Source organism: Paenibacillus sp. DMB20, from assembly GCF_000987955.1.
GTDB lineage: Bacteria > Bacillota > Bacilli > Paenibacillales > Paenibacillaceae > Paenibacillus_AQ.
Map to the genome: position 1 here is coordinate 331,497 of NZ_LAZU01000032.1, position 20,838 is coordinate 352,334.

At 50.1% G+C, this 20,838-nt stretch carries 16 protein-coding genes and 3 pseudogenes; 2 read left to right on the top strand and 17 right to left on the bottom strand.

The annotated features are described in order from the left end of the window. Window positions 1-13: 13 nt before the first annotated feature. The 10 genes and pseudogenes from XI25_RS17315 to ilvB form a co-directional block, all read right to left on the bottom strand. Window positions 14-2,119, bottom strand: coding sequence for a putative bifunctional diguanylate cyclase/phosphodiesterase (locus XI25_RS17315; RefSeq protein WP_046678651.1), 2,106 nt, complete (start codon window positions 2,117-2,119; stop codon window positions 14-16). Window positions 2,120-2,411: 292 nt separating this feature from the next. Next, window positions 2,412-3,371, bottom strand: a complete 960-nt coding sequence (locus XI25_RS17320; protein WP_046679536.1) for an aldolase catalytic domain-containing protein — start codon at window positions 3,369-3,371, stop codon at window positions 2,412-2,414. 111 nt (window positions 3,372-3,482) lie between these two features. Then, on the bottom strand, window positions 3,483-4,988 hold the full coding sequence (locus tag XI25_RS17325; protein WP_046678650.1) for a leucyl aminopeptidase: 1,506 nt from the start codon (window positions 4,986-4,988) through the stop codon (window positions 3,483-3,485). Window positions 4,989-5,130: 142 nt separating this feature from the next. Next, window positions 5,131-6,247: pseudogene (locus tag XI25_RS17330) on the bottom strand (ATP-binding protein). Between the two features lie 322 nt (window positions 6,248-6,569). Further along, window positions 6,570-6,977 (bottom strand): hypothetical protein, encoded by a 408-nt coding sequence (locus XI25_RS17335; protein ID WP_046678648.1) that lies wholly within the window; start codon window positions 6,975-6,977, stop codon window positions 6,570-6,572. 326 nt (window positions 6,978-7,303) lie between these two features. Further along, window positions 7,304-7,843 (bottom strand): peroxiredoxin, encoded by a 540-nt coding sequence (locus tag XI25_RS17340; RefSeq protein ID WP_046678647.1) that lies wholly within the window; start codon window positions 7,841-7,843, stop codon window positions 7,304-7,306. Window positions 7,844-8,031: 188 nt separating this feature from the next. Beyond that, a pseudogene (gene leuB, locus XI25_RS17345) lies at window positions 8,032-9,113 on the bottom strand (3-isopropylmalate dehydrogenase). Window positions 9,114-9,485: 372 nt separating this feature from the next. Then, window positions 9,486-10,478 carry a ketol-acid reductoisomerase gene (gene ilvC, locus XI25_RS17350; protein WP_046678645.1) on the bottom strand — a complete coding sequence of 331 codons (993 nt, stop codon included), beginning with the start codon at window positions 10,476-10,478 and terminating at the stop codon, window positions 9,486-9,488. Between the two features lie 146 nt (window positions 10,479-10,624). Continuing rightward, window positions 10,625-11,116, bottom strand: coding sequence for an acetolactate synthase small subunit (ilvN, locus tag XI25_RS17355; RefSeq protein WP_046678644.1), 492 nt, complete (start codon window positions 11,114-11,116; stop codon window positions 10,625-10,627). Between the two features lies 1 nt (window position 11,117). After that, complete coding sequence (ilvB, locus tag XI25_RS17360) at window positions 11,118-12,860, bottom strand: biosynthetic-type acetolactate synthase large subunit (protein ID WP_046678643.1); 1,743 nt, start codon at window positions 12,858-12,860, stop codon at window positions 11,118-11,120. Window positions 12,861-13,465: 605 nt separating this feature from the next. Here ilvB and XI25_RS17365 point away from each other — a divergent pair. Continuing rightward, window positions 13,466-13,909 carry a GNAT family N-acetyltransferase gene (locus tag XI25_RS17365; RefSeq protein WP_046678642.1) on the top strand — a complete coding sequence of 148 codons (444 nt, stop codon included), beginning with the start codon at window positions 13,466-13,468 and terminating at the stop codon, window positions 13,907-13,909. A gap of 6 nt (window positions 13,910-13,915) precedes the next feature. Here the strand turns inward: XI25_RS17365 and XI25_RS17370 are convergent, their stop codons facing one another. The 5 genes and pseudogenes from XI25_RS17370 to XI25_RS17390 all read right to left on the bottom strand — a co-directional run bounded on the left by XI25_RS17370 (window position 13,916) and on the right by XI25_RS17390 (window position 17,098). Then, a complete protein-coding gene (locus XI25_RS17370; protein WP_046678641.1) occupies window positions 13,916-14,233 on the bottom strand; it encodes a hypothetical protein in 318 nt (105 codons plus the stop codon). Between the two features lie 194 nt (window positions 14,234-14,427). After that, a pseudogene (gene rplT, locus XI25_RS17375) lies at window positions 14,428-14,788 on the bottom strand (50S ribosomal protein L20). 30 nt (window positions 14,789-14,818) lie between these two features. Continuing rightward, the gene (rpmI, locus tag XI25_RS17380; protein ID WP_046678638.1) at window positions 14,819-15,019 is read right to left on the bottom strand and encodes a 50S ribosomal protein L35; all 201 of its coding nucleotides are present in this window, start codon (window positions 15,017-15,019) and stop codon (window positions 14,819-14,821) included. Window positions 15,020-15,046: 27 nt separating this feature from the next. Then, the gene (infC, locus tag XI25_RS17385; protein ID WP_046678637.1) at window positions 15,047-15,541 is read right to left on the bottom strand and encodes a translation initiation factor IF-3; all 495 of its coding nucleotides are present in this window, start codon (window positions 15,539-15,541) and stop codon (window positions 15,047-15,049) included. Between the two features lie 318 nt (window positions 15,542-15,859). Then, window positions 15,860-17,098: a glycosyltransferase family 2 protein gene (locus XI25_RS17390; protein WP_046678636.1), complete on the bottom strand. Its 1,239-nt coding sequence runs from the start codon at window positions 17,096-17,098 to the stop codon at window positions 15,860-15,862. An 821-nt stretch (window positions 17,099-17,919) separates the two neighbouring features. Between XI25_RS17390 and XI25_RS17395 the strand changes: the two genes are divergently transcribed. Beyond that, window positions 17,920-19,047 carry a UDP-N-acetylglucosamine--LPS N-acetylglucosamine transferase gene (locus tag XI25_RS17395; protein ID WP_046678635.1) on the top strand — a complete coding sequence of 376 codons (1,128 nt, stop codon included), beginning with the start codon at window positions 17,920-17,922 and terminating at the stop codon, window positions 19,045-19,047. 276 nt (window positions 19,048-19,323) lie between these two features. Here XI25_RS17395 and trmB read toward each other — a convergent pair whose 3' ends face one another. Together trmB and XI25_RS17410 are read right to left on the bottom strand one after the other, a co-directional pair. Then, entirely contained in the window at window positions 19,324-20,037 is a 714-nt protein-coding gene (trmB, locus tag XI25_RS17400; protein ID WP_046678634.1) for a tRNA (guanosine(46)-N7)-methyltransferase TrmB, read from the bottom strand. 281 nt (window positions 20,038-20,318) lie between these two features. Next, window positions 20,319-20,498: a hypothetical protein gene (locus XI25_RS17410; RefSeq protein ID WP_046678632.1), complete on the bottom strand. Its 180-nt coding sequence runs from the start codon at window positions 20,496-20,498 to the stop codon at window positions 20,319-20,321. Window positions 20,499-20,838 lie beyond the last annotated feature (340 nt).

Genomic DNA, 20,838 nt, shown 5'->3' on the forward strand with positions numbered 1-20,838 from the left:
AGGAGCCCCTCAGCTAGCAGACCAAAAACGTTCTTTCAAAATCGAGTGCCCGAACGGGCCGGCTGAAATAATATCCTTGCCCTTCATGGCACTGCTGTTTGCGCAGGAAGCTCAACTGGTCTTCCGTTTCGACCCCTTCGGCCGTAACTTTCAGCTTCAGATGATGGGCCATCGTGGCAATGGTAGAAACGATTGCCGCATTGTTGTTATCCTGCAAAACTTCGTTGATGAACGCTCTGTCGATTTTGAGCCTGTCGATCGGCAAGTTTTTCAAATAATGCAGGGAACTGTACCCTGTCCCAAAATCATCGATGCTGATGTTGACTCCAAGCCGTTTCAGGCTGTGGAGCTGGCCAAGGGCAGCCTCCTTATCCAACGTCATGGATTCCGTAATCTCAAGCTCCACATATTTCGGTTCAAGTCCGATCTCATTCAATACGGCCTCCACCCGATCCGGCAGATTCGTCTGGATAAACTGGCCCATGGAAAGGTTAACGGAAACACAGATGGGCCGGTATCCCGCCTTCTGCCACTGCTTGTTCTGCTTGCAGGCCTGACGCAGCACCCATTCCCCCAGTTGGACGATAAAGCCGCTCTCTTCGGCAACCGGAATGAATTCTCCCGGGTAAACGATTCCCCGCTCCGGATGGTTCCAGCGCACGAGCGCTTCCATCCCTACCGTCTGCCCGCTATCCAAATGGACCAGAGGCTGGTATTCGAGAAAAAATTCATTCCGCTCCAGACCGCGCCGCATTTCGGACTCCAGAACAAGCCGATTTTGGGCCTTCTGCTGCATGGATGGCAGGTATCGCTGGATGCTGCTCTGTTGGCCTTTCGCATCATGCACCGCAGTATCCGCATTTTGGACAAGCCGATCCGCCGTCAATCCATCCTCCGGATAAACGGCAAATCCCGCCGACAGAGACAAATGGTATTCCCGCGTACCGAAAGCCAGCGGTTCTTGAAATAAATCGATATAGCGGCCGATTCGGCTACGGATTTCTTCAAGCTCCAGTTTGTCCGGAAGGATAATCGCGAACTCGTCGCCTCCCATGCTGAATACCTCTTCTCCTTTATCGGCGGCTTCCCGGGTTATCCGCTCGGACGCAAGTTTTAAAATCCGGTCGCCCGCATGGCGCCCCAATGATTCATTAATCATCTTAAAGCGGTTAAAATTCAGCACAATAACAGCCGGTTCCGCTTCCGGACCGTCCGATTGAAGCAAGTCCTCCAGGCGCTGTACAAGTTTCCTTAGATTCGGAAGGCCCGTCAAGTCATCGTGATAGGCTAAATAACTGATCTGGGCTTCAGCTTGGCGCCGTTCTTCCAAAGGATCCTGTATCGTCAGCCGATAGCTTCCCCGGAGAACGAAATAAGACCCGATACAGCCGAAGGCAAGCCCTAAGAGGTGGTACGAGTCAGTTACATATGACGATTCGGCAAACAGGAACTGGCCCACGGCAAAAAACAGCAGCCCCCGTACGATGATCAGCAAGGCTGGCGGCTTCTCGATTCTTCCTTTATATAGGATTGTCGCGGCGGCAACCAGAAAAACGGCCATGATCCCGATATCGATTCCCGACTTCATGGGAGTCAGGCCATTTTCATCCGACAGCACCGGCAGTTCTTGGCCGCCTGAAAAAAACAGCGTCAGGACGGAAACGGTAATCGTCACTCCTGCAGCCAGCAAAACGGTTTTAAACCGTCTGTCCACCGCCCCGTCCCGAAAACCGAATATCAGCAGAATACCGCCGGAAGCTAGGATTTTGGACAGCACGAGCAACCATAAAGATTCGTTCAGTGACAGGGTATTCCAAAAAAGCGGAAAGCCGACCGCTCCCATCATATGCAGCAGATCGAATACGAGCATGCTTAAGAACAGCATGCCTGTATACAGCCTTTGACGCGAAAGCTGGCTGGAGAAGTAAATCCACCCTTGCGTAAAAATCGAAAAGCCGATCGAAGCACTGGCAACACCCGCGAGCAAATACAGGGAAGCAAATTCGTTCCATCCTTGAAACCGGTATGCCGAATCACGAAACATATGAATCAGGAGGACTGCAAAGACAGCTGTGGTACCCGTTCTCACGGTCTTTCTCTCTTCTACGTTATTTAGCATGTAAGCTGTACCTCCATCATATCTGCAAGCAGCATAATGACTACTAAATATTGGATTCCACGCCAAAAGTAATTTTCCTGCTGCATTTTTGCGCAAAATGTCTTTTATATGACATCCTTCGACACATTGTCATTGTTTTTCACCCTGCCTGGTGCGCATTGATACGTTACCCCTGTCTATTTTATCCCTTACTTACTATCGGTTTTTTGACGGACCTATATAAATTCCTAAACGAAAAAAAAAGCACTTTTCTCTTCCAAAGAAAAGTGCTTTTTTGGTACGTATCAGCAGATTATTTCTTATTGAATGATACTTCCGGCGTGGTCAGCTTGTCATAAAAATCAACGGCTTTGTCCTTATCCTCCGAGGCGCGCAGCGCCATCGCGGAACGAGGATGCTCATCCAGGGTTCCCGTGATCATATATGGAATGAGGTAGCCCCATTCTTCTTTTTCACGCAGCGGGATCATAAAACGTTCAATAATGTCCAGTACGGGACGAAGCTCGTATTTTGTGCCTTTCAAATGGGTAACCAGCAATTCCGTCGGACAGTTCCCGGCAGCGCGTCCCATCCCGTAAACGGAGGCATCCAGCAGTTCTACGCCATTCTCGGCAGCCACCAGCGTATTCGAAAATGCCAGCTGCATGTTGTTATGCGTATGGACGCCAAGACGCTTGTTCGGTAGGTGCGTTTTGAATTTATCGACCAGGTAGAGGATGTCTTTATGATCCAAACTTCCGTAGGAATCCACGATATACACCACGTCGACGACGCTCTCCTTGATCATCTCGAACGCCTCGAGCAGCTCGTGCTCCATCACGTTGGACAAAGCCATAATATTGATCGTCGTCTCGTACCCACGGTTATGGAAGGTTTGAACAAGCTCCAACGCTTTATCTACATCCTTGATATAGCAGGCAACGCGGATCAAGTCCAACAAACTTTCCTCGCGCGGCAAAATGTCTTCTTCATCGACGCGGCCGATATCGACAAGGGCCGACAGTTTGGTTTTTCCTTTTTGCGGAATGACTTCGCGCAGGAAGTCGTCGTTCAGGAAGCGCCATGGACCCGCCTGGTCTGCCCCTTTCAGCAGTTTGGGGGAGTTTTTATAGCCGATTTCCATATAGTCCACGCCCGCCTCATTCAGGCCGGCATATAAATTCTGCACAAACTCCACGCTAAAATCCCAATTGTTGACTAACCCGCCGTCGCGGATCGTGCAATCCACGATTTTGGTTCGACTGCTTTTCATCCAAGCAAACTCCCTTCACTCAAGTTTTTCTCTTCATCATACTTTAGCACCTGCCGAAAAGTAAAGAAAAAAAGTCCGCAAATGCGGACTTTGTCAGATCATTCGAACGTTTTATTCCTGGGTCAGAATCCAATCGGCGATGGTGCGGACCATAACCCCCGTCGCTCCTTTGGGATCGACGCCTCTCTCTTTCGGCAAAAACGCAGTTCCGGCGATATCAAAATGCACCCATGGCAGGCCGTCGGCAAACGTGCCGATGAATAATCCCGCAGTGATGGAGCCCCCCAAACGTCCGGTGGAGTTTTTTACATCGGCCACATCGCTTTTCAGCATATCCCAAAACTCCGGATACGAAGGAAGAGGCCATACCTTCTCGCCTGCCCGCCGCGAAGAGGAAACCAGTTCCTGCAGGAAAGTTTCGTCGTTCGTCACGGCTCCCGTCGCAACATTCCCCAGCGCGACCAATACCGCTCCCGTCAGCGTGGCGACATCAATAATCCGCGAAGCCCCAAGCTCTTTGGCGTAAGTTACCCCGTCAGCCAAAACAACCCGGCCTTCCGCGTCGGTGTTCAGGATTTCAATCGTGCGGCCGCTTAAAGTCGTGATCACGTCGCCGGGTTTGACGGCATTGCCGTTCGGCATGTTTTCAGCCGCCGGAATGACCATGACCACATTCAATTTGGGACGAAGCCGTCCCAGGGCTTCCATTACGCCAAGAACGGTGGCGGCACCGCCCATGTCGCTGATCATTTCCTCCATCCCTGCCGCTTTTTTCAAGGATATTCCGCCGGTATCAAACGTTATGCCTTTGCCGACCAAGCCGATTACATGGTCCCAATGGTCGGTTCCCTGGTATTTAATCACGATCATCCGGGGAGGATTGACGCTCCCTTTGCCGACGGCAAGAAGCCCGCCCATTCCCTGTTCCGCGATTTGTTCCTCATTCAGGACATAACCTTCCATGCCGTGACGTTCGGCAACAGACATAGCCGCTTGGGCCAGGTCATCGGGAACGAGCAAGTTCCCCGGCAGATTGGTCAGATCTCGTGCAAGGCAGGTCGCCTCCGCTACGGCTTGCCCCCGGGCGATACCGCGCTCCCATGCCTCGTTAAATTCGTTATCCTTGAGCTCTTCCTCCACGAAGAAGCGAACCTCTTGAAGACCGTTCTTTTCCGTCTGCTCCCTCTTGTACTGCTTTGCCCGATAGCTTCCAAGAAGAAAGCCTTCGGCCAGCGCCTGAGCCGCTTCTTCAACATCCTGCTCCACGGTAAACTGCATCATCGTTACCGGGACCTCCAGCGAAACGCTTTTCGCGCCGATTTTGACAGCCGCTTTTGCCGAATGGGCGGCCGCGAGCCGCAGCTGTTCCGAGGTCATGGGGCCTTCGGTGCGTCCAGTCAAAATCAGCATCCGGAAGCCACCGTCCGTTGGAACGGGAAGCGTATATGTACGCTCCGGGGCACCCTGGAACAAACCTTTTTCATTCAATTCCTTCAAAAACACATCCCACTGCGGAGATGCGCCTCCTTCTTTCATCTGCTGCTTTGTCACGAGCACTACATGTGCGTCGCTGTCCGCCTGATCATGCGTGATTCCGCTTTTCAAAGTCCATTGCATAGCTGATCCTCCATCCTGTCATCCGTTATGAATAATGTTTGGCTGTATCCATATCATAGCTTTCAAATATTGTATCACAAACCAAAAAGGAAAAGCCTGGTCCCCCCCGAACGGCCTTTCCTTGAATTTTCATCGTTAAAGACTATCCATCCACGATTGGAAGCGTTATCATAAACTCTGTCCCGGCCCCTGCCTGGCTCTCCACCGCAATTACGCCCCCGTGATTTTTGATAATCCGGTAGCTGACCGACAGACCCAGACCCGTCCCGCCTTCTTTGGTCGTAAAAAACGGATTGAACAGGTGATTCATTGTATGCTGGTCCATGCCGCCGCCGTTATCCGAAATTATAATGCTTACATGCTTTTCATTGCGTTTGGAGCTGATCTCGATCAACCCCGTACCTTGGTCACCCTGTTTTTGATCGATCGCATCCAACGCGTTTTTTGATCAGGTTCAGGATAACCTGTTTGATCTGCTTAACGTCCACTGAAATGTAAGTCTGCATCCGCTCATCTTCATGCAGCAAAATCTGGCAGCCTTTCATTAACGCTTCGCTCTCCGTCAGAAGCGCAACTTCCTTCAACAGGGAATTCACCGGTATCACCGTGGTCTGCGGCGCTGACGGCTTGGAGGAATTCAAAAACTCATATATGATATCGTTCGCCCGGTCGATTTCCGTCAAAATAATACGCGCATACTCATCCTTTCCAAGGCTCATGAGATGCGGCCGGAGAAGCTGGATAAATCCCCGGATGGAAGTGAGCGGATTTCGGATTTCATGGGCGATGGAAGCAGAAATTTTGCCCAGCATGGCCAGCTTGTCATTCTGATAAGCCGTCTGCTCGATTTGTTTGAAATCCGAAACATCTTTCACGCTGATCAGGAAATCGCCTTCCATTTGATCCCCGTACGTCATCGTAACCAACCATGAACGTCCGTATTCGTCCAGCAGTTCATGGAATCTTTTACGGTGAAAGATCGTTTCCCGAAATATGCGCAGTATTTTCTTTTTCTTGAACCGGGTGAGCTGGGGATGACGCAGCAACTGGGTCAACGTACAGCCTGCAAGCGATTTTCTGGGTACGCCCAACAGCTTGGCCATCTGTACATTAACAAACGCCAACACTCCGTCACTATCAAAAAGGATGATCCCGCTGTCGAGATTCTCCAAAATATTCTCGTACTTGTTTTTTACAAGTTGATTGGAATGAAACGACTGCATTTCCTGCAGCTCGGTTTCTCGGATTTCACTCAACAAGATGGCTCCCCCTTTTCTCCATAAGATGAACTTGCCAAACAAGCCTCATGCAGACAACAGACAGACCGATTCGCGTCCTTAGTGGTCTCCCATTCCAGAATTTACTGTTTTCTCCATGATAGTCAGCTTGGTAGAGAAACGTCAATCAGAGATACTGTCGAAATAGATCAGATCTTCGCATATGCGTAATCAACGTTGACTTTTAGGCAGCAAAAAAAACGCGTTCAGCATGGCATCTTATGAAAATGGTTGCATCATCCGTAGAGCATACCCCATAGAGCTGATTACATAAAAAGCCCCCGTAAGGAGGCTTATCATGATGTTACGCTTTTTGCTGCAGCCGGAGTCGACGCTGACTCATCACTGCGAGTCTCCTTTTTAATTCGCTCTGCCATTTTTCATCGTTCATCCATTTGGCTACAGCCAACAGATCGAGCGACATATCGATCTGGCTCTGAACGACCTCCAGCGCGTCCTCGGACTCTCGGTTCACGACATTTTCAAAGATGGTTTCTTCATCTTCCATCACGTAATCCTGAAAATCCACATGCGATGCACCGTCGCCGTGAGCGTATTCCGCCAAAATTTCATATTCGTTCTCAACCCGATGATGAACTTCCACCCGATGGCAAACCGGACAAAACAACAGGGGAACATTATGCACCTGAGTTCGATAATGCTTCAATGTACCTTTTGTTCCCAGCATACTTGCCCCGCAGCAAAAACTCATATCGTTCACCCTCCCCTGATTTCCCATCGCTTCTTGTCATTGTATTCGCTTTCACGGGCCCTGATTCCTTCAAGTTTTTAATAGTTTTCGGGAAATTGGGTCATACGTCCCGAGCAAAGTCATTAAGCCCTACGTTTATATGCTATATATCAACCTCTATAAGCATCCTTAAACGTCGATAAAACTGAAAATGCCTAACGGCATCTCTCACAACATGTCCCGTTTCAAGGAAGTTTATTCTAGTATTTTGAAAAAACCCCCACACCTGTGAAGAATGCGACAGGAAATGGGGGCTACTTCAAATACTCTAAATTGTCCTGGATACCTTACAGGTTTTTGTCACCCGGTTTCCAGTTCATCGGGCACAATCCGCCGGATTGCAGAGCTTGAAGAACACGAAGTGTTTCTTCCACGCTGCGACCAACGTCATTGTGGTTTACAACTTGATATTTCAGTTCGCCTTCCGGATCGATAATGAACAGGCCGCGCAGAGCCACGCCCTCTTCTTCGATCAGTACGCCGTAGTCTCTTGCCACGTTTTTCGTAATGTCGGAAGCCAGCGGGAAATTCAAAGTTCCCAGTCCGTTAGCTTCCTTGGAAGCGTTGATCCAAGCTTTGTGGCTGTGCACGGAATCGATGCTCACGCCAAGCACTTCGGTGTCCAATGCTTTGAATTGGTCATATGCATCGCTTAATGCCGTAATTTCGGTAGGGCATACAAACGTGAAATCAAGCGGATAGAAGAAAAATACAAGCCATTTTCCGCGGTAGTCGGACAGGCTGACTTTGCCGAAATCATTACCGTCGCCGGATACCATTTCCATCGTGAAATCCGGAGCTGCTTTACCAACCAAACGTTCTGCCATGATTAATATCCTCCTTCATTATGTAAGAAAATTTAAATATTTTCTTATAGAATGCAGAATAAATGTTCCGGTGAACATTTTCTAAAATGATGTTATCATTGAGGCTTGGCAAAGTCAAGATTATATAAGTTATTTTATTATAATAATTCTAAATAAGAAGATTATTTGAATTTTCTCGTTCCTAGAATCTATTTCCGGATGGCTTTGGCGATCAAATCCCCCATTTGGGAAGTGTTCAGCGCCTTGCTTTTATCCACCGCAATGTCAGCGGTACGATGGCCGGCATCCAGTACCTCGGCCACTGCCCGTTCAATGGCGTCGGCCGCTTCGGCATAGCCGAACGTCAAGCGGTACATCAGAGCGACGGACAGGATCGTCGCGATCGGATTCGCCAATCCCTGTCCCGCAATATCGGGAGCGGAGCCGTGAACCGGCTCGTACAGCCCGTAGCTTCCTTCGCCCATCGACGCCGAGGCAAGCATTCCGATGGAACCGGTCAGCATGGCCGCCTCATCGCTCAAAATATCGCCGAACATGTTTTCCGTCACGATAACATCAAAGCTTGACGGGCGGCGAAGCAGCTGCATCGCACAGTTGTCCACAAGCACATGCTCAAGCTCGACATCCGGATATTCAGGAGCGATCCGGTTTACCGTTTCGCGCCACAGGCGGGAGGTTTCGAGCACGTTGGCTTTGTCGACGGAGGCCAGTTTTTTACGGCGCTTTTGGGCGATTTCGAAGGCTTGGCGCACGATGCGCTCGACTTCCGAAGTGTTGTATACACAGGTGTCAACCGCTTCCTCGCCGCCTGCCCCTTCGCGTCTGAACTTCTCTCCGAAGTAAATGCCGCCGGTCAGCTCGCGCACAACCATCAAATCCGTTCCTTCCAGAACCTCCGGCTTCAACGTGGAAGCATCCTTCAGACAATCGAAAATGACGGCCGGACGAAGGTTGGAGAACAGCCCGAGCTCTTTACGGATGCCAAGCAGCCCGGTTTCCGGCCGAAGCTCCTTGGGATTGTTATCCCACTTCGGGCCGCCTACCGCACCAAGCAGGACGGCATCCGCATTTTTGCACACGTTCAGCGTTTCCTGCGGAAGCGGCGTGCCTTTCTCGTCTATGGCAATCCCCCCGAAGAGCGCATGTTCCGTCGTAAAGGAATAGCCGAATACCTCTTCCGTCCGTTTGATGATTTTTTTCCGCCTCGGCCACTACCTCCGGTCCGATTCCGTCCCCCCGCGATGACCGCGATTTTCTTAGTTTCTGCCATGGTTATCCACTCCTTATTTTTTATGTGCGTCGTCCGTATAATCCTAATTACTGTTGTAACATACATCAGGTAAGTTGACCAAGATATAGAATCTATGGACTTAATAAGTTTCACCTATAAGAGGTTGTTCAAAAAAAAACCGATGTTCCGGAACGCCTAAAGCTCGCCTTGGGGCCAGGGGGCAATATAGGCAAAAAACAGGCGCCTGTTCCTAACTCCTAACAGGGCCTGTTTTTATAAAACCGTTATTGTATTTACAGACCGACGCGGTCACGGCGCCCGAATGTCTTGCGTTTCTCGATCAGCTGGTTCACCGCGTCCGCAGATCTGTCCCATACCGCCGGCAGATTGTTATTTATCCATTATACGTGATTATTTCTTGATCCAATGCATCATTTCACGCAGTTGCGCACCGACGACTTCTACCGGATGCTCAGCTTCGTTGCGGCGGGTAGCCGTCAGGAACGCGCGGTTGGATTGGTTCTCCAGGATAAAGTCGCGGGCGAATTTGCCCTGCTGGATGTCGGAGAGAACGGCCTTCATCGCTTTTTTCGTTTCTTCGGTAACGATGCGAGGACCGGTTACGTAGTCGCCGTACTCGGCCGTGTTGCTGATGGAGTCGCGCATGGAGGCAAGTCCGCCTTCATAAATCATGTCAACGATCAGCTTCAGTTCATGCAGACATTCGAAGTACGCCATTTCCGGAGCATATCCGGCTTCGGTCAAGGTTTCGAAACCGGCTTTGATCAACGCGGATACGCCGCCGCAAAGTACGGCTTGCTCACCGAACAGGTCGGTTTCGGTTTCTTCGCGGAACGAGGTTTCGATAACGCCCGCACGCGTGCAGCCGATGCCCTTCGCATAAGCCAATCCGATTTCTTTGGCTTGTCCGGTTGCATCCTTCTCGATGGCGATCAATCCTGGAACGCCGAAGCCTTCAACGTACGTACGGCGGACCATGTGGCCCGGGGATTTAGGAGCTACGAGCAGAACGTCGTTTTCTTTTGGAGCAACGATTTGCCCGAAATGCACGTTAAATCCATGGGAGAACATCAGCGCTGCGCCTTTTTTCAGGTTTGGCTCGATGTCGTTTTTGTACACGGCTGCCTGCGTTTCGTCCGGCATCAGGATTTGCACCACGTCCGCCTGCTTTACCGCTTCGGCTACGGAGTACACTTCAAAACCGTCGTTCTTCGCATTGTCGAAGGATCTGCCTTCACGAAGACCGATAACGACCCGAAGGCCGCTGTCGCGCAGGTTTTGCGCTTGGGCATGTCCCTGGCTGCCGTAACCGATGATGGCGATCGTTTTGCCTTTCAGTACGCTAAGTTCTGCATCTTGCTCATAGTAAGTAGTAACTGCCATTTTAAAAATCCTCCTTTAATTTAAGCCCCTTCATGAATGAGCGGGTATTTCAACCGACCCGGTTATCGCCCGGTCTCCTGAAACACCCGCTCATTGAAATCCGGAAGCAGGTGTCTCATTTTGGTCGTTAGGAATAGAATGAAATGTTAAGCATTGCCTCGAATCATTGCGGTGACGCCGGTTCGGGTAAGCTCTTGGATGCCGTATGGCTTGAGCAGTTCGATCATGGCATCGATTTTCCCCGTGTCGCCGACGACTTGAACCATCATGCTTGATGCCCCGATGTCCACGACCGAAGCGCGGAACGTTTCGACAACGCCCAGGATTTCCGGGCGGGCCGAAGGTTCGGCCTTCACCTTGATCAGGGCGAGCTCTCTCGCCACCATCGGCTTGGAGCTCAGGTTGATGACTTTGATGACATCGATCAGCTTGTAAAGCTGCTTCTCGATTTGCTCCAAGGTTGTGTCATCTCCCGTCGTTACGATGACCATCCGGGACAATCCGGCTTCCTCGGATTGCCCCACGGTGATGCTCTCAATGTTAAATCCTCTCCGGCCGAACAGACCGGCGACCCGCTGGAGTACGCCAGGCTGATCGTTTACGAGTACAGCAATGGTATTGTGTTTTAAACTCGTCATCTTACGCATCTCCCATCAGCATTTGGTCGATTGTGGATCCTTGAGTGACCATCGGATATACGTTTTCGCCTTTTTCAACCACGAAATCGATGAGCACAGGACCGGGGGTTTCCAGCGCCTCGGCCCAAGCGCGGCGCGCTTCTTCTTTCGTTGTCGCCCGCAATCCCTTGACGCCGTATGCTTCAGCAAGTTTTACGAAGTCCGGGCTTCCCGCCAGGTCGATATGGCTGTAGCGGTTATCATAGATTAGCTCCTGCCACTGGCGAACCATGCCAAGCACCTGGTTGTTAATGACAACGATTTTGACCGGAATGTTGTTTATGGCGCAGATCGCAAGCTCCTGCGAGCACATCTGCATGCCCCCGTCGCCGTTTATCGAGATAACTAATCGGTCCGGGTGCGCCATTTGGGCACCGATCGCCGACGGGAATCCGAAACCCATCGTTCCCAGACCGCCGGAGGTGATCCAAGACCGCGGCTGGTTGAACTTGTAATACTGGGCCGCCCACATTTGGTGCTGACCGACGTCCGTGGTTACGATCGCTTCGCCTTCCGTCGTTTCGTTCAGCATTTCGATGACCCATTGAGGCTTCAAAACTTCATTCGAATCGTTGTACTTGTACGGATATTCCGCTTTCCACTTCCGAATCTGATCTCTCCACGCATCCGCTCTCGCTGCTGCGGGGACATCCGGGTTTATCATTTCCAGCACCGTCTTCACATCTCCGACAATCGGAATGTCGGTTGGAACGTTTTTGCCGATTTCGGCCGGATCGATATCGATGTGGACGATTTTGGCGTTCGGCGCAAAACCGTTAAGGTTGCCGGTTACCCGGTCATCGAATCTGGCGCCGATATTGATCAGCAAGTCGCTTTGTTGGATGGCGTTGTTCGAAGTATACGTTCCGTGCATGCCCGGCATCCCCGTCCACAGATCATGGCCGCTCGGGAATGCGCCGAGTCCGAGAAGCGTCGTTGTGATCGGGATTTGCGTCCGGTTCACGAATTCGTACAACGCTTCGTGCGCTCCCGAGTAGATCACGCCGCCGCCCGCAAGGATCATCGGACGCTCGGCATCTTCGATGGCCCGGCACAGCTTATCAAGCTGCATCCGGTTCGGCACCGTCCGGGGATTGTATCCTCTAAGGTGAACGCTCTCTCCCGGCTGGAACAACGCCTTCGCCGCGGATACGTCTTTCGGAATATCGATCAGGACGGGACCTTTGCGGCCGGTCGATGCGATGTGAAAGGCTTCGTGGATGACCCGCGGCAGATCCTCTACATCGCGGACTAGGTAACTGTGCTTGGTGATCGGCATCGTGATGCCGGTAATATCGGCTTCCTGGAACGCATCCGTACCGATCAGGGTCGTGGCTACGTTGCCGGTAATGACTACCATGGGAACCGAGTCCATATAAGCGGTGGCAATGCCGGTTACCAGGTTGGTCGCCCCCGGGCCCGACGTTGCAATGCAAACGCCGACCTTGCCGCTTGCCCGGGCATATCCGTCAGCCGCATGGATCGCACCCTGCTCGTGACGCGTCAATACATGTTTGAAATCTTCAAATCCATACATGGCATCGTAAATGTACAGCACGGCTCCTCCCGGATAGCCGAACACGCACTCGACACCTTCCAAAAGTAGGCTCCGAAGCAAAATTTCCGATCCGGTAATCACTTCGGGCTTCATCCATTTCTCTCGTAATTGTTCTGTAGACCGCACTTCTGGAGTTTGCGCGCTCATCAGTCATCCTCCTCTCAAAAATTGGCTGCTTCTCATCTTTGTTAGCAACAAAAAAAACCTTTCGTCCTCCACGCCGGATCTCTCCGCGTGAGGGACGAAAGGTTTAGCTTCCGTGGTACCACCCATGTTTGCTTCACATTTCGCAATGCGAAGCCTCAGCAGGTATGAAGACGGCCTCTAACAAGGCTTGAACTTCAATATCTGCGGTTCGTAACGAGAACCAGACGATTCTCCCTAATAGACGCTGACCCATTAATGCATTGAAGTGTCAGATTAGCGTTTTTCAGGAAAACAGCTCCGAGGTGAGCTCGTATAAAAGGGATTTTGGTGGAGGTTGCAGCTGATCCTTCCACTCTCTGAGCAAAAGAGCCCTTTAAACTTCGTCCTCATCATTGCCGATGGAATATGTTCGTTAAAATGTTTAGAAACATTATATGATTCAATGATTCCAGAAGTCAACACATTTATTTTACTTTGTACGTCAGCTTTTCATTCCCCGCCTGACCCCAAACCTCCCTGATGTCCCTCCAAACACCCTTCCAGCCCTTGCTACATACGATAAAACTAACCATGTTAAAACGGCAGCGAAGGGAGGACAAAGATGCATGATTCGCTATCGAAGTCCCGAACACGACGACCCGGCAATTTACCAGTTAATTGAATCCCAGCTGGTCCCGTTATCCCACTTGAGCCCGAAAGAACTGGACAATGTCCGCAGGGAAATACCGGTCAGGCTTCGCCGGGGAGTCACGTTCGTCGCATCCTCCGGTACGGAAGATCGGGTGGTCGCTTTTGTCCATTTTATGATGCACGGCGAGCTGCTGTATATCGACATGTTGGCCGTTGCACCCGATGCTCAGCGAAAACGCTGGGGGGTATCCCTTATGCGGCAAGCCGAGGGCTTCGCCCGGTCGCGCGGATGCAAGCGGGCCAAAGTGATGGTTGATCTGGGAAACGATAAAGGACTGTCTTTTTATCTAAAGCTCGGGTATCGCATGGTGCGGGTCATTTCGCTAAGTCAATGTTACGAGCTGGAAAAATCCTTGTGATAGAGCCTACCAGAAAAATCCGCCGGGCGGATAACCGTAACCGCCATATCCCGCTCCGGGTGCAGAATAACCGCCGTAACTTCCATATCCCCCTCCAAACGGGCCGTAAGCATACGGGGCTGTTCCAATGGCCAGCAGATCAAACAGCACAAGAGGGATCACCGCTTTGGTTTTCACCTTTTTTCCGGCATTCGCTTCGAGGATGAGACGGTTCCCCGACATCCGAACCAGCTTGCCCGTTACGACGCTTCCGTCTTTCTTGTAAGCCGCGATTTGTTTGCCGATATATTGCTTTACTTGCGCTTTACTTACAGGCTTATGCATATTATTCCCTCCTTAGCAGTATAAAACCAGAATATTCGCATAAGCGGGGGGATGCTTGTTTTATCGCCCTGCAAAAACAATAAGGGCACGGGCAGCCAAAAAAAAGTACTTTCCCGCTGCAAAGGGCGAAAGTAATTCTGCAAAAAAAAAGAACCGCCCGAAACCAATCGGACGGTTCTTGCTGCAGTATAAAATTAAGCATTCACTTTTTCTTTAGCTACAGTAGCCAAAGAATTGAACGCGTTCACGTCGTTTACAGCCAGATCGGCCAGCATTTTGCGGTTGATGTCCACACCGGCAAGCTTCAGGCCGTGCATCATTTTGCTGTAGGACAGGCCGTTCATGCGAGCAGCCGCGTTGATACGAACGATCCACAATTTACGGAAATTGCGTTTCGTTTGACGACGGTCACGGTATGCATATACCAGGGACTTCATGACCTGCTCGTTAGCTGTTTTAAAAATACGGTGTTTGGAACCGAAATAACCTTTCGCAAGCTTCAATACTTTTTTTATGTCTACGACGAACCACAAATCCGCCTTTAACTCGTGCCATATCAAAAGACCTCCCAATAAATGTTGTTTACTATTTCAAGTTAGCCAAGCCTTGCTTCAAACGCTTAACATCTCCAGGTGCCATTACAGGGCTGGTCCCGAGGACACGCTTCGCACGCTTGGATTTGTGGGAAAGCAAATGGTTTTTGTAAGCTTTGTAACGTTTCACTTTACCGGTACCGGTAATTTTGAAGCGGCCTTTCAGGCTGCTGTGTGTTTTCATTTTAGGCATTGTACTACTTCCTCCTCTAAATGTCTCTTAGGCTTTGGGAGCCAAGATCATAATCATGCTGCGGCCTTCCAGCTTAGGCTGGCGTTCCACAATGCAAAGATCGGCAACTTCCGTCTTCACGCGCTCCAAAATCTTTTGGCCGATGTTGGCATGAGTGATTTCGCGGCCGCGGAAACGGACGGAGCATTTCACCTTGTCGCCGTCTTTCAGAAACTTCACGACATTGCGAAGCTTCGTTTGGTAATCGTGCTCCTCGATGTTCGCACGGAACCATACTTCCTTGATATCAACGATCTTCTGGTTCTTGCGGGCTTCCTTCTCTTTCTTCTGCTGTTCATAGCGGAACTTGCCGTAGTCCATGATGCGGCAAACCGGCGGTTTAGCCTGAGGTGCCACGTTGACAAGGTCAAGATTAAGATCGATGGCCATTTGCAGCGCTTCGCGAATCGGCTTGATTCCGATTTGCTCGCCTTCCGCGCCGACCAAACGCACTTCCTTCGCCCGAATTTCCTCATTGATCATATGTTCCTTACTGATAGTTCTCCACCTCCGATATAATATAACGTTAATGATGTACCCTAGGAAAGCAGACCGCTTCAGGGAAACTGTCATAAGACAAAAATAAAGGGATGACGGTTTAATCACCGGCATCCCAATTGATACACATCTTAAAAAATGAAGTGAATTCATTCATTAGTTACGTGATCAAACCAGCCAACTTGTGTCGGACAGGTGAGAAGCGGCGCTTCTGCTTGCAATCAGTATTAAGTTCAACAGTCTAAAATAGTTTAGCATGCGATTATCCAAGTGTCAATAGCCTTGTCTAAAAATTTTCTTATCCTAGCCCTGCTTGCTCTGAACTTCCTCAAGCCGCACGACACGCGTATGCTTCGTATGGCTCCACTGTTTGTTGTTTTGCGTAAAGAACGCATAAACGGTGATCGGATACCAGGACACCAGGTAAACCGGAAACAGCACAAGGTATGCGTACACCTTTTTAAACGTGACCTTCTCCAAGACCATGGCGATCATGAACGTAAAGATATTGGCCCCAATGACCGTAAAGCTTAGCCAGAACGGCAGATGGCCATAAAGATTAGAGATATTCGGCCCGTCAAAGAATGAGTTGTCGACCCATATGACGGCCGTCAAAATAAAGGTCAGCAGCACGATGTATACGTTGACCCCGTACAGAGCCAAGTCCAGCTTCACGATGCTGCGTTCTTTTATGGCTCGCCACAGCAGCGGGAAGAAATATCGGCGCGCAACCGTAAAGTGTCCTTGCATCCAGCGGAGACGCTGTCTGGCCGAAGCCTTGAAGGTCAGCGGCTTTTCGTCAAACACCTTGGCGTCGTAGTTAAACTTCGGATACACGCCGCGCATGACACTGCGCATCGTAAATTCCAGGTCCTCGACCAGGCTTGTGGCGCCCCAGCCGATTTCCTTCAGCAGATTGGTTTCAAAGCACATTCCCGTTCCGCCGAGGAAATTCGCCATGTTCAGGTTATGGCGGGACAGCTGCCACAGGCGGTTAATGTACCAGTAGGACACGCCGTAAGCGGCAGTAATCCATGAATCCTCAGGATTTTTGGTATCGATGTATCCTTGGATTACCTTCGCTCCGGAGCAAAGATCGTTGTTCATTTCGATCAGGAAATCCGGATGGGCCAGATTATCGGCATCGAACATGACGACGGCATCGAATTGACGGGGCATCGCCCAAAGCTCTTTAAGCATCCATTCGATCGCATAGCCTTTGCCGCGCAAATTCTGATTCGTGCGGACGCAGGCGTTCATGCCGTGCTCGCGGACGATATCCGCCGTCCGGTCCGTACAGTTATCGCAAATAACAAATACTTCGTATAGCTCTTTTGGATAATTAAGCTGCTTGAGGTTCTCCATGAGAGCCCCGACAACCTGTTCTTCATTGTGAGCCGCAACGAGTACGGCAAAAGATTTGACCGGTTCGTAATGCTTCTTTTTCTTTTTCTTGTACAGTCCAAACAAAGAGAACACAAACTGGTACACACCAACCGCGCCCAAGAAAATTTGCAGCGCGATGAAAATGGCGTCTATCATGATTCTCCGTTACCCCCTTTTATACCCCGAGAATGTAATGCTGATTATCTCTCTAGATTGCTTTTGTCTCTACATGACCCTTGTTACAGTCTTTCTTGCTTTGCCGTCTTTTTTGATTTAGCTGTCTTTCTGCGCTGCTCTTTAACGGTGACGTCTTCTCTCTTTAGCATCTTTCCCGTCCCGGTGTCACGGGGCCGTTTCGCACGTCATATCGATTTTCCACACTTTAAGATCATTTGTCAAAAGCGCGAAAAGCTCTAATTCGGAAAAATCCTGTTAAAAAGAGCTTCACTTGCTTACAGCGTGGCAGCAAGCTTCGATTAAACGGCATTAGTTCTTATTTTCATCCGTTTTCTTGCTTTTTATTTCTCCGTCTGCCTAATTTTCTTCGGAAAGTTTGTCCGACCCTAAATTAAAGACGTTTTGAAACCATAAAAAGTTTAAGTCAGGGCTTCAAATTTTTATAAACTTTTACGGCTCGTTTGAATCATTGTAGCTATAACCTCGACACAAGTCAAAAGACCACAGACCCTTCTTTCCGCCAAATTCCGCGTCCGGGAGCCACTCTTCGTTATACTCGGAAAATCTCCATTTCCGCCTCCCCGGCGGCCGGCCTGTTATATCGGGACGAAAGTCCCTGTTGTCAATAACACCAATTTATTTACACTAATTGGCATTTTACGAAATGAAAAACGGGGCTATTGGACATCCCGGACACAAAATTTTTTATTGACAAAACCCGGCGTAAGCGGTTGCATTCTACTCTCAAAGACATTATGTTAGGGATATTGAAATAACGCTGCAGGAACGGGTGAAAAAGAGTGGCTAAGAAACGAGTTTTGCTGTTATCCGAGGGCTTCGGGGCCGGTCATACGCAGGCCGCTTACGCGCTCTCCAGCAGTTTGCGCCAATTGTCTCCAAACATCCAGCCCCGGGTGATGGAACTCGGCAGTTTTCTCAATCCCAAAGTGGCTCCTTTGATCATTTCGGCCTACCGCAAGACCCTGACGTCCCAGCCGCGGCTGATCGGTTATATGTACCGGCATCAGAAATCCTTTAGCCGGTTCACCGCCTTGGCGCTGCACCGGATTTTCTATACAAGCACCAAAAATGTCGTGAGGCAGCTGAGGCCCGACATCATCGTGTGCACGCATTTCATACCCAGCGCCGTCATTTCCCGCCTAAAGCGCCTTGGAACTGACGTTCCCTTATGCACTGTCATTACCGACTATGACGCCCACGATACCTGGATCAGCCCCGAGGTGGACCGTTATTTCGTCTCCACCCCCGAGGTCAAGCGGAAGCTGCTGAACCGCGGTGTATCCCAGGCCAAAATCCAGGTGACCGGCATTCCGATCCACCCGGATTTCTGGGAGCATCCCGGCAAAGAAGAAATCCGGGAGAAGTTCGGCCTGTCGGCGATGCCCACCGTCCTTGTGATGGGGGGAGGCTGGGGGCTCATGAACGACCAAGTCGTTCATGAGTACTTGACGAGATGGCGTGATGAAATCCAGGTGATTTTTTGTTTCGGCAATAATGATAAAGCACGGATGGAGATGGAGTCCAATCCCCGCTATCGTCACCCGAATATCCGCATTCTGGGCTTTACCCGGGAAGTCGATAAGCTAATGGAGGTTTCCGACCTTCTCGTTACGAAACCGGGAGGAATGACCTGCACCGAAGGTCTCGCCAAAGGAATCCCCATGCTGTTCCACCATCCCCTGCCGGGTCAGGAAGAAGAGAACTTCCAATATTTCACGGCCCAAGGCTTGGGCGAAGCGATCTCTTCGCTCGAGGTACTCGGCAAATGGATGAACAGGCTTCTGAACGATTATGATCGGATCGTCCATCAGCGGGAACACAATCTGAACAATATCCAGCGTTACCATCCGATGCAGAGCGCCCGGAGCATACTCGAGATGCTCGATAATGAAAAGGTGCACCCCTAAGAGGGAGTGCACCGGAGCTGTCGAATTTTCGACAGCTTTTTTAAGAGATAAGAAAGTATAAACTTCAGGGGTTTGCCATCCTTATCTCGCAAGAAAAACTTCCGCTAAATGCGGTCTGTCTTCTCAGAAAGTACGTCGATAGACGTTTTTTGTTATCGAATTGCCGAACGGCAGCCGCAGTCTTGCCTGGCTTCGCTCTTGAATATTTATCTTCTATAAATAAATAGATCGCGCAAACGCTATCATAGCCCCGGCGGGATGTTAAGCCTCAGGATTTTAGATTCCATATTTTTTCAAGCGATCCTTCCGGTATTCCGCAAGCGCCTCCGGACCGACAATAACCTCGCAACGGTGGATATTCATCCCCTGCCCGACAAACTTCGTTTCATATTCCGTCATCACGAATTCCTCGTTAATCCCGTCCCTGTGCAGGTCCAGGGAAATATTGGTCATCTGCAGGCCGTAATCCGCAAAGGAATTCAACGAAAATTCGAACAGACTGACCGAATCGGTCTTAAAATGAATCTGGCCGCGCTTATTCAATATCATTTTATATTTATCGAGGAACCTCGGGTGGGTTAACCGACGGCGGCCATGCTTCGCCTTTGGCCAGGGATCGCTGAAATTCAAGTAAATCCTTTCGATCTCCCCCGGCTCGAACACCTCCTCCACGTTCTCGATGTTCATCAGGGCAAGCTTCAGGTTCGGAGGTGTCTCCACATCCTCTTCGGACCAGGCATTGCGGCCTTTCTCGCTTGCCCGGCGGATGAGCTCGTCGTACATATCGACACCGATAAAGTTGAAATCGCGGTGTTTGTAACTCATCTGACTGATAAACTGTCCTTTGCCCATTCCGAATTCCACATGAATCGGCTTGTCGTTGCCAAACAGGGAAGCCCACTTCCCTTTATATTGCCGGGGGTCAAGAACGACCAGATCCTGCTGCTGCTCCAGATTTTCCCGGATGCCTTTTCTTCCGCGTAGACGCATGTTATACCTCCGAAACTTCGCTATGAATTAACTTATACTGAAATATTGTGACGAACTTGTCCGCAAAAGTAAAGAGCCAAGTAAAAACGACGTCGTCCTTCTCAAAGGAGAACGGCGTTTCTCCTGAAAATACTGGCCGAGTCAGGGCATGCCCCCGGATTTTACCCACCCCTGTTTCAAAAGAAAGAGGAACGCCTTTTCTCCGCAAATAACAGAGAACAAGGGTTCCTCCCTCTTTATATTTGGAATTGGGGTTCCGCGATAGTTAAACTGTGATTAGTCTACCTTTCTTCGGGTGCAAAATCAAATGTCTTTTCAAAAGCGGCCCGGATTTTTCGCTGGGCGGAAGCTTTGACCTCGCGGTTGGCGTTAAATTCCACGCCTGTCAGCGCCAGTGCTTCATCCCGGGTAAACTCCACAGCAATTCTTTCTTTTGGCTCAGTATTAACCGTTGAATTCATTGCAATCACCTCACGGTATCAGTATATCCATGATGAAGCATCATTATGAATTCCACTCGCTGCATATGGTTTACCCATTATGCGGCTTGATGAAACGGCTGCTGCATAAAAAAGTTTTGCAATCGGTGTAGGAACCGCGTTTAACGGATGTTTTTCTGCAATATAATGAACTCCGAGATTTTATGCTTTCCTATATCTTAACAATATCCCGTACCGTGATCAAGAGATGTTCTCGGGATGTTTTGGGACGCATGACGCCCGAAGCCGTTTTTTTGATACAATACATAGTAAAATGAATGGATACTATGAGAAATATCCCAAGACCGCAAAGGAGAACTGC

Coding starts and splice junctions, on each gene's coding strand:
- XI25_RS17390 (WP_046678636.1), bottom strand. CDS start 17,098: ATGATAGACGCCATTTTCATCGCGCTGCAAATTTTCTTGGGCGCGGTT.
- XI25_RS17340 (WP_046678647.1), bottom strand. CDS start 7,843: ATGGCAGAACGTTTGGTTGGTAAAGCAGCTCCGGATTTCACGATGGAA.
- XI25_RS17335 (WP_046678648.1), bottom strand. CDS start 6,977: ATGAGTTTTTGCTGCGGGGCAAGTATGCTGGGAACAAAAGGTACATTG.
- ilvB (WP_046678643.1), bottom strand. CDS start 12,860: ATGAGCGCGCAAACTCCAGAAGTGCGGTCTACAGAACAATTACGAGAG.
- rpmI (WP_046678638.1), bottom strand. CDS start 15,019: ATGCCTAAAATGAAAACACACAGCAGCCTGAAAGGCCGCTTCAAAATT.
- ilvN (WP_046678644.1), bottom strand. CDS start 11,116: ATGACGAGTTTAAAACACAATACCATTGCTGTACTCGTAAACGATCAG.
- XI25_RS17410 (WP_046678632.1), bottom strand. CDS start 20,498: ATGAATTCAACGGTTAATACTGAGCCAAAAGAAAGAATTGCTGTGGAG.
- infC (WP_046678637.1), bottom strand. CDS start 15,541: ATGATCAATGAGGAAATTCGGGCGAAGGAAGTGCGTTTGGTCGGCGCG.
- XI25_RS17370 (WP_046678641.1), bottom strand. CDS start 14,233: ATGCATAAGCCTGTAAGTAAAGCGCAAGTAAAGCAATATATCGGCAAA.
- XI25_RS17315 (WP_046678651.1), bottom strand. CDS start 2,119: ATGCTAAATAACGTAGAAGAGAGAAAGACCGTGAGAACGGGTACCACA.
- XI25_RS17325 (WP_046678650.1), bottom strand. CDS start 4,988: ATGCAATGGACTTTGAAAAGCGGAATCACGCATGATCAGGCGGACAGC.
- XI25_RS17320 (WP_046679536.1), bottom strand. CDS start 3,371: ATGAAAAGCAGTCGAACCAAAATCGTGGATTGCACGATCCGCGACGGC.
- ilvC (WP_046678645.1), bottom strand. CDS start 10,478: ATGGCAGTTACTACTTACTATGAGCAAGATGCAGAACTTAGCGTACTG.
- XI25_RS17365 (WP_046678642.1), top strand. CDS start 13,466: ATGATTCGCTATCGAAGTCCCGAACACGACGACCCGGCAATTTACCAG.
- trmB (WP_046678634.1), bottom strand. CDS start 20,037: ATGCGTCTACGCGGAAGAAAAGGCATCCGGGAAAATCTGGAGCAGCAG.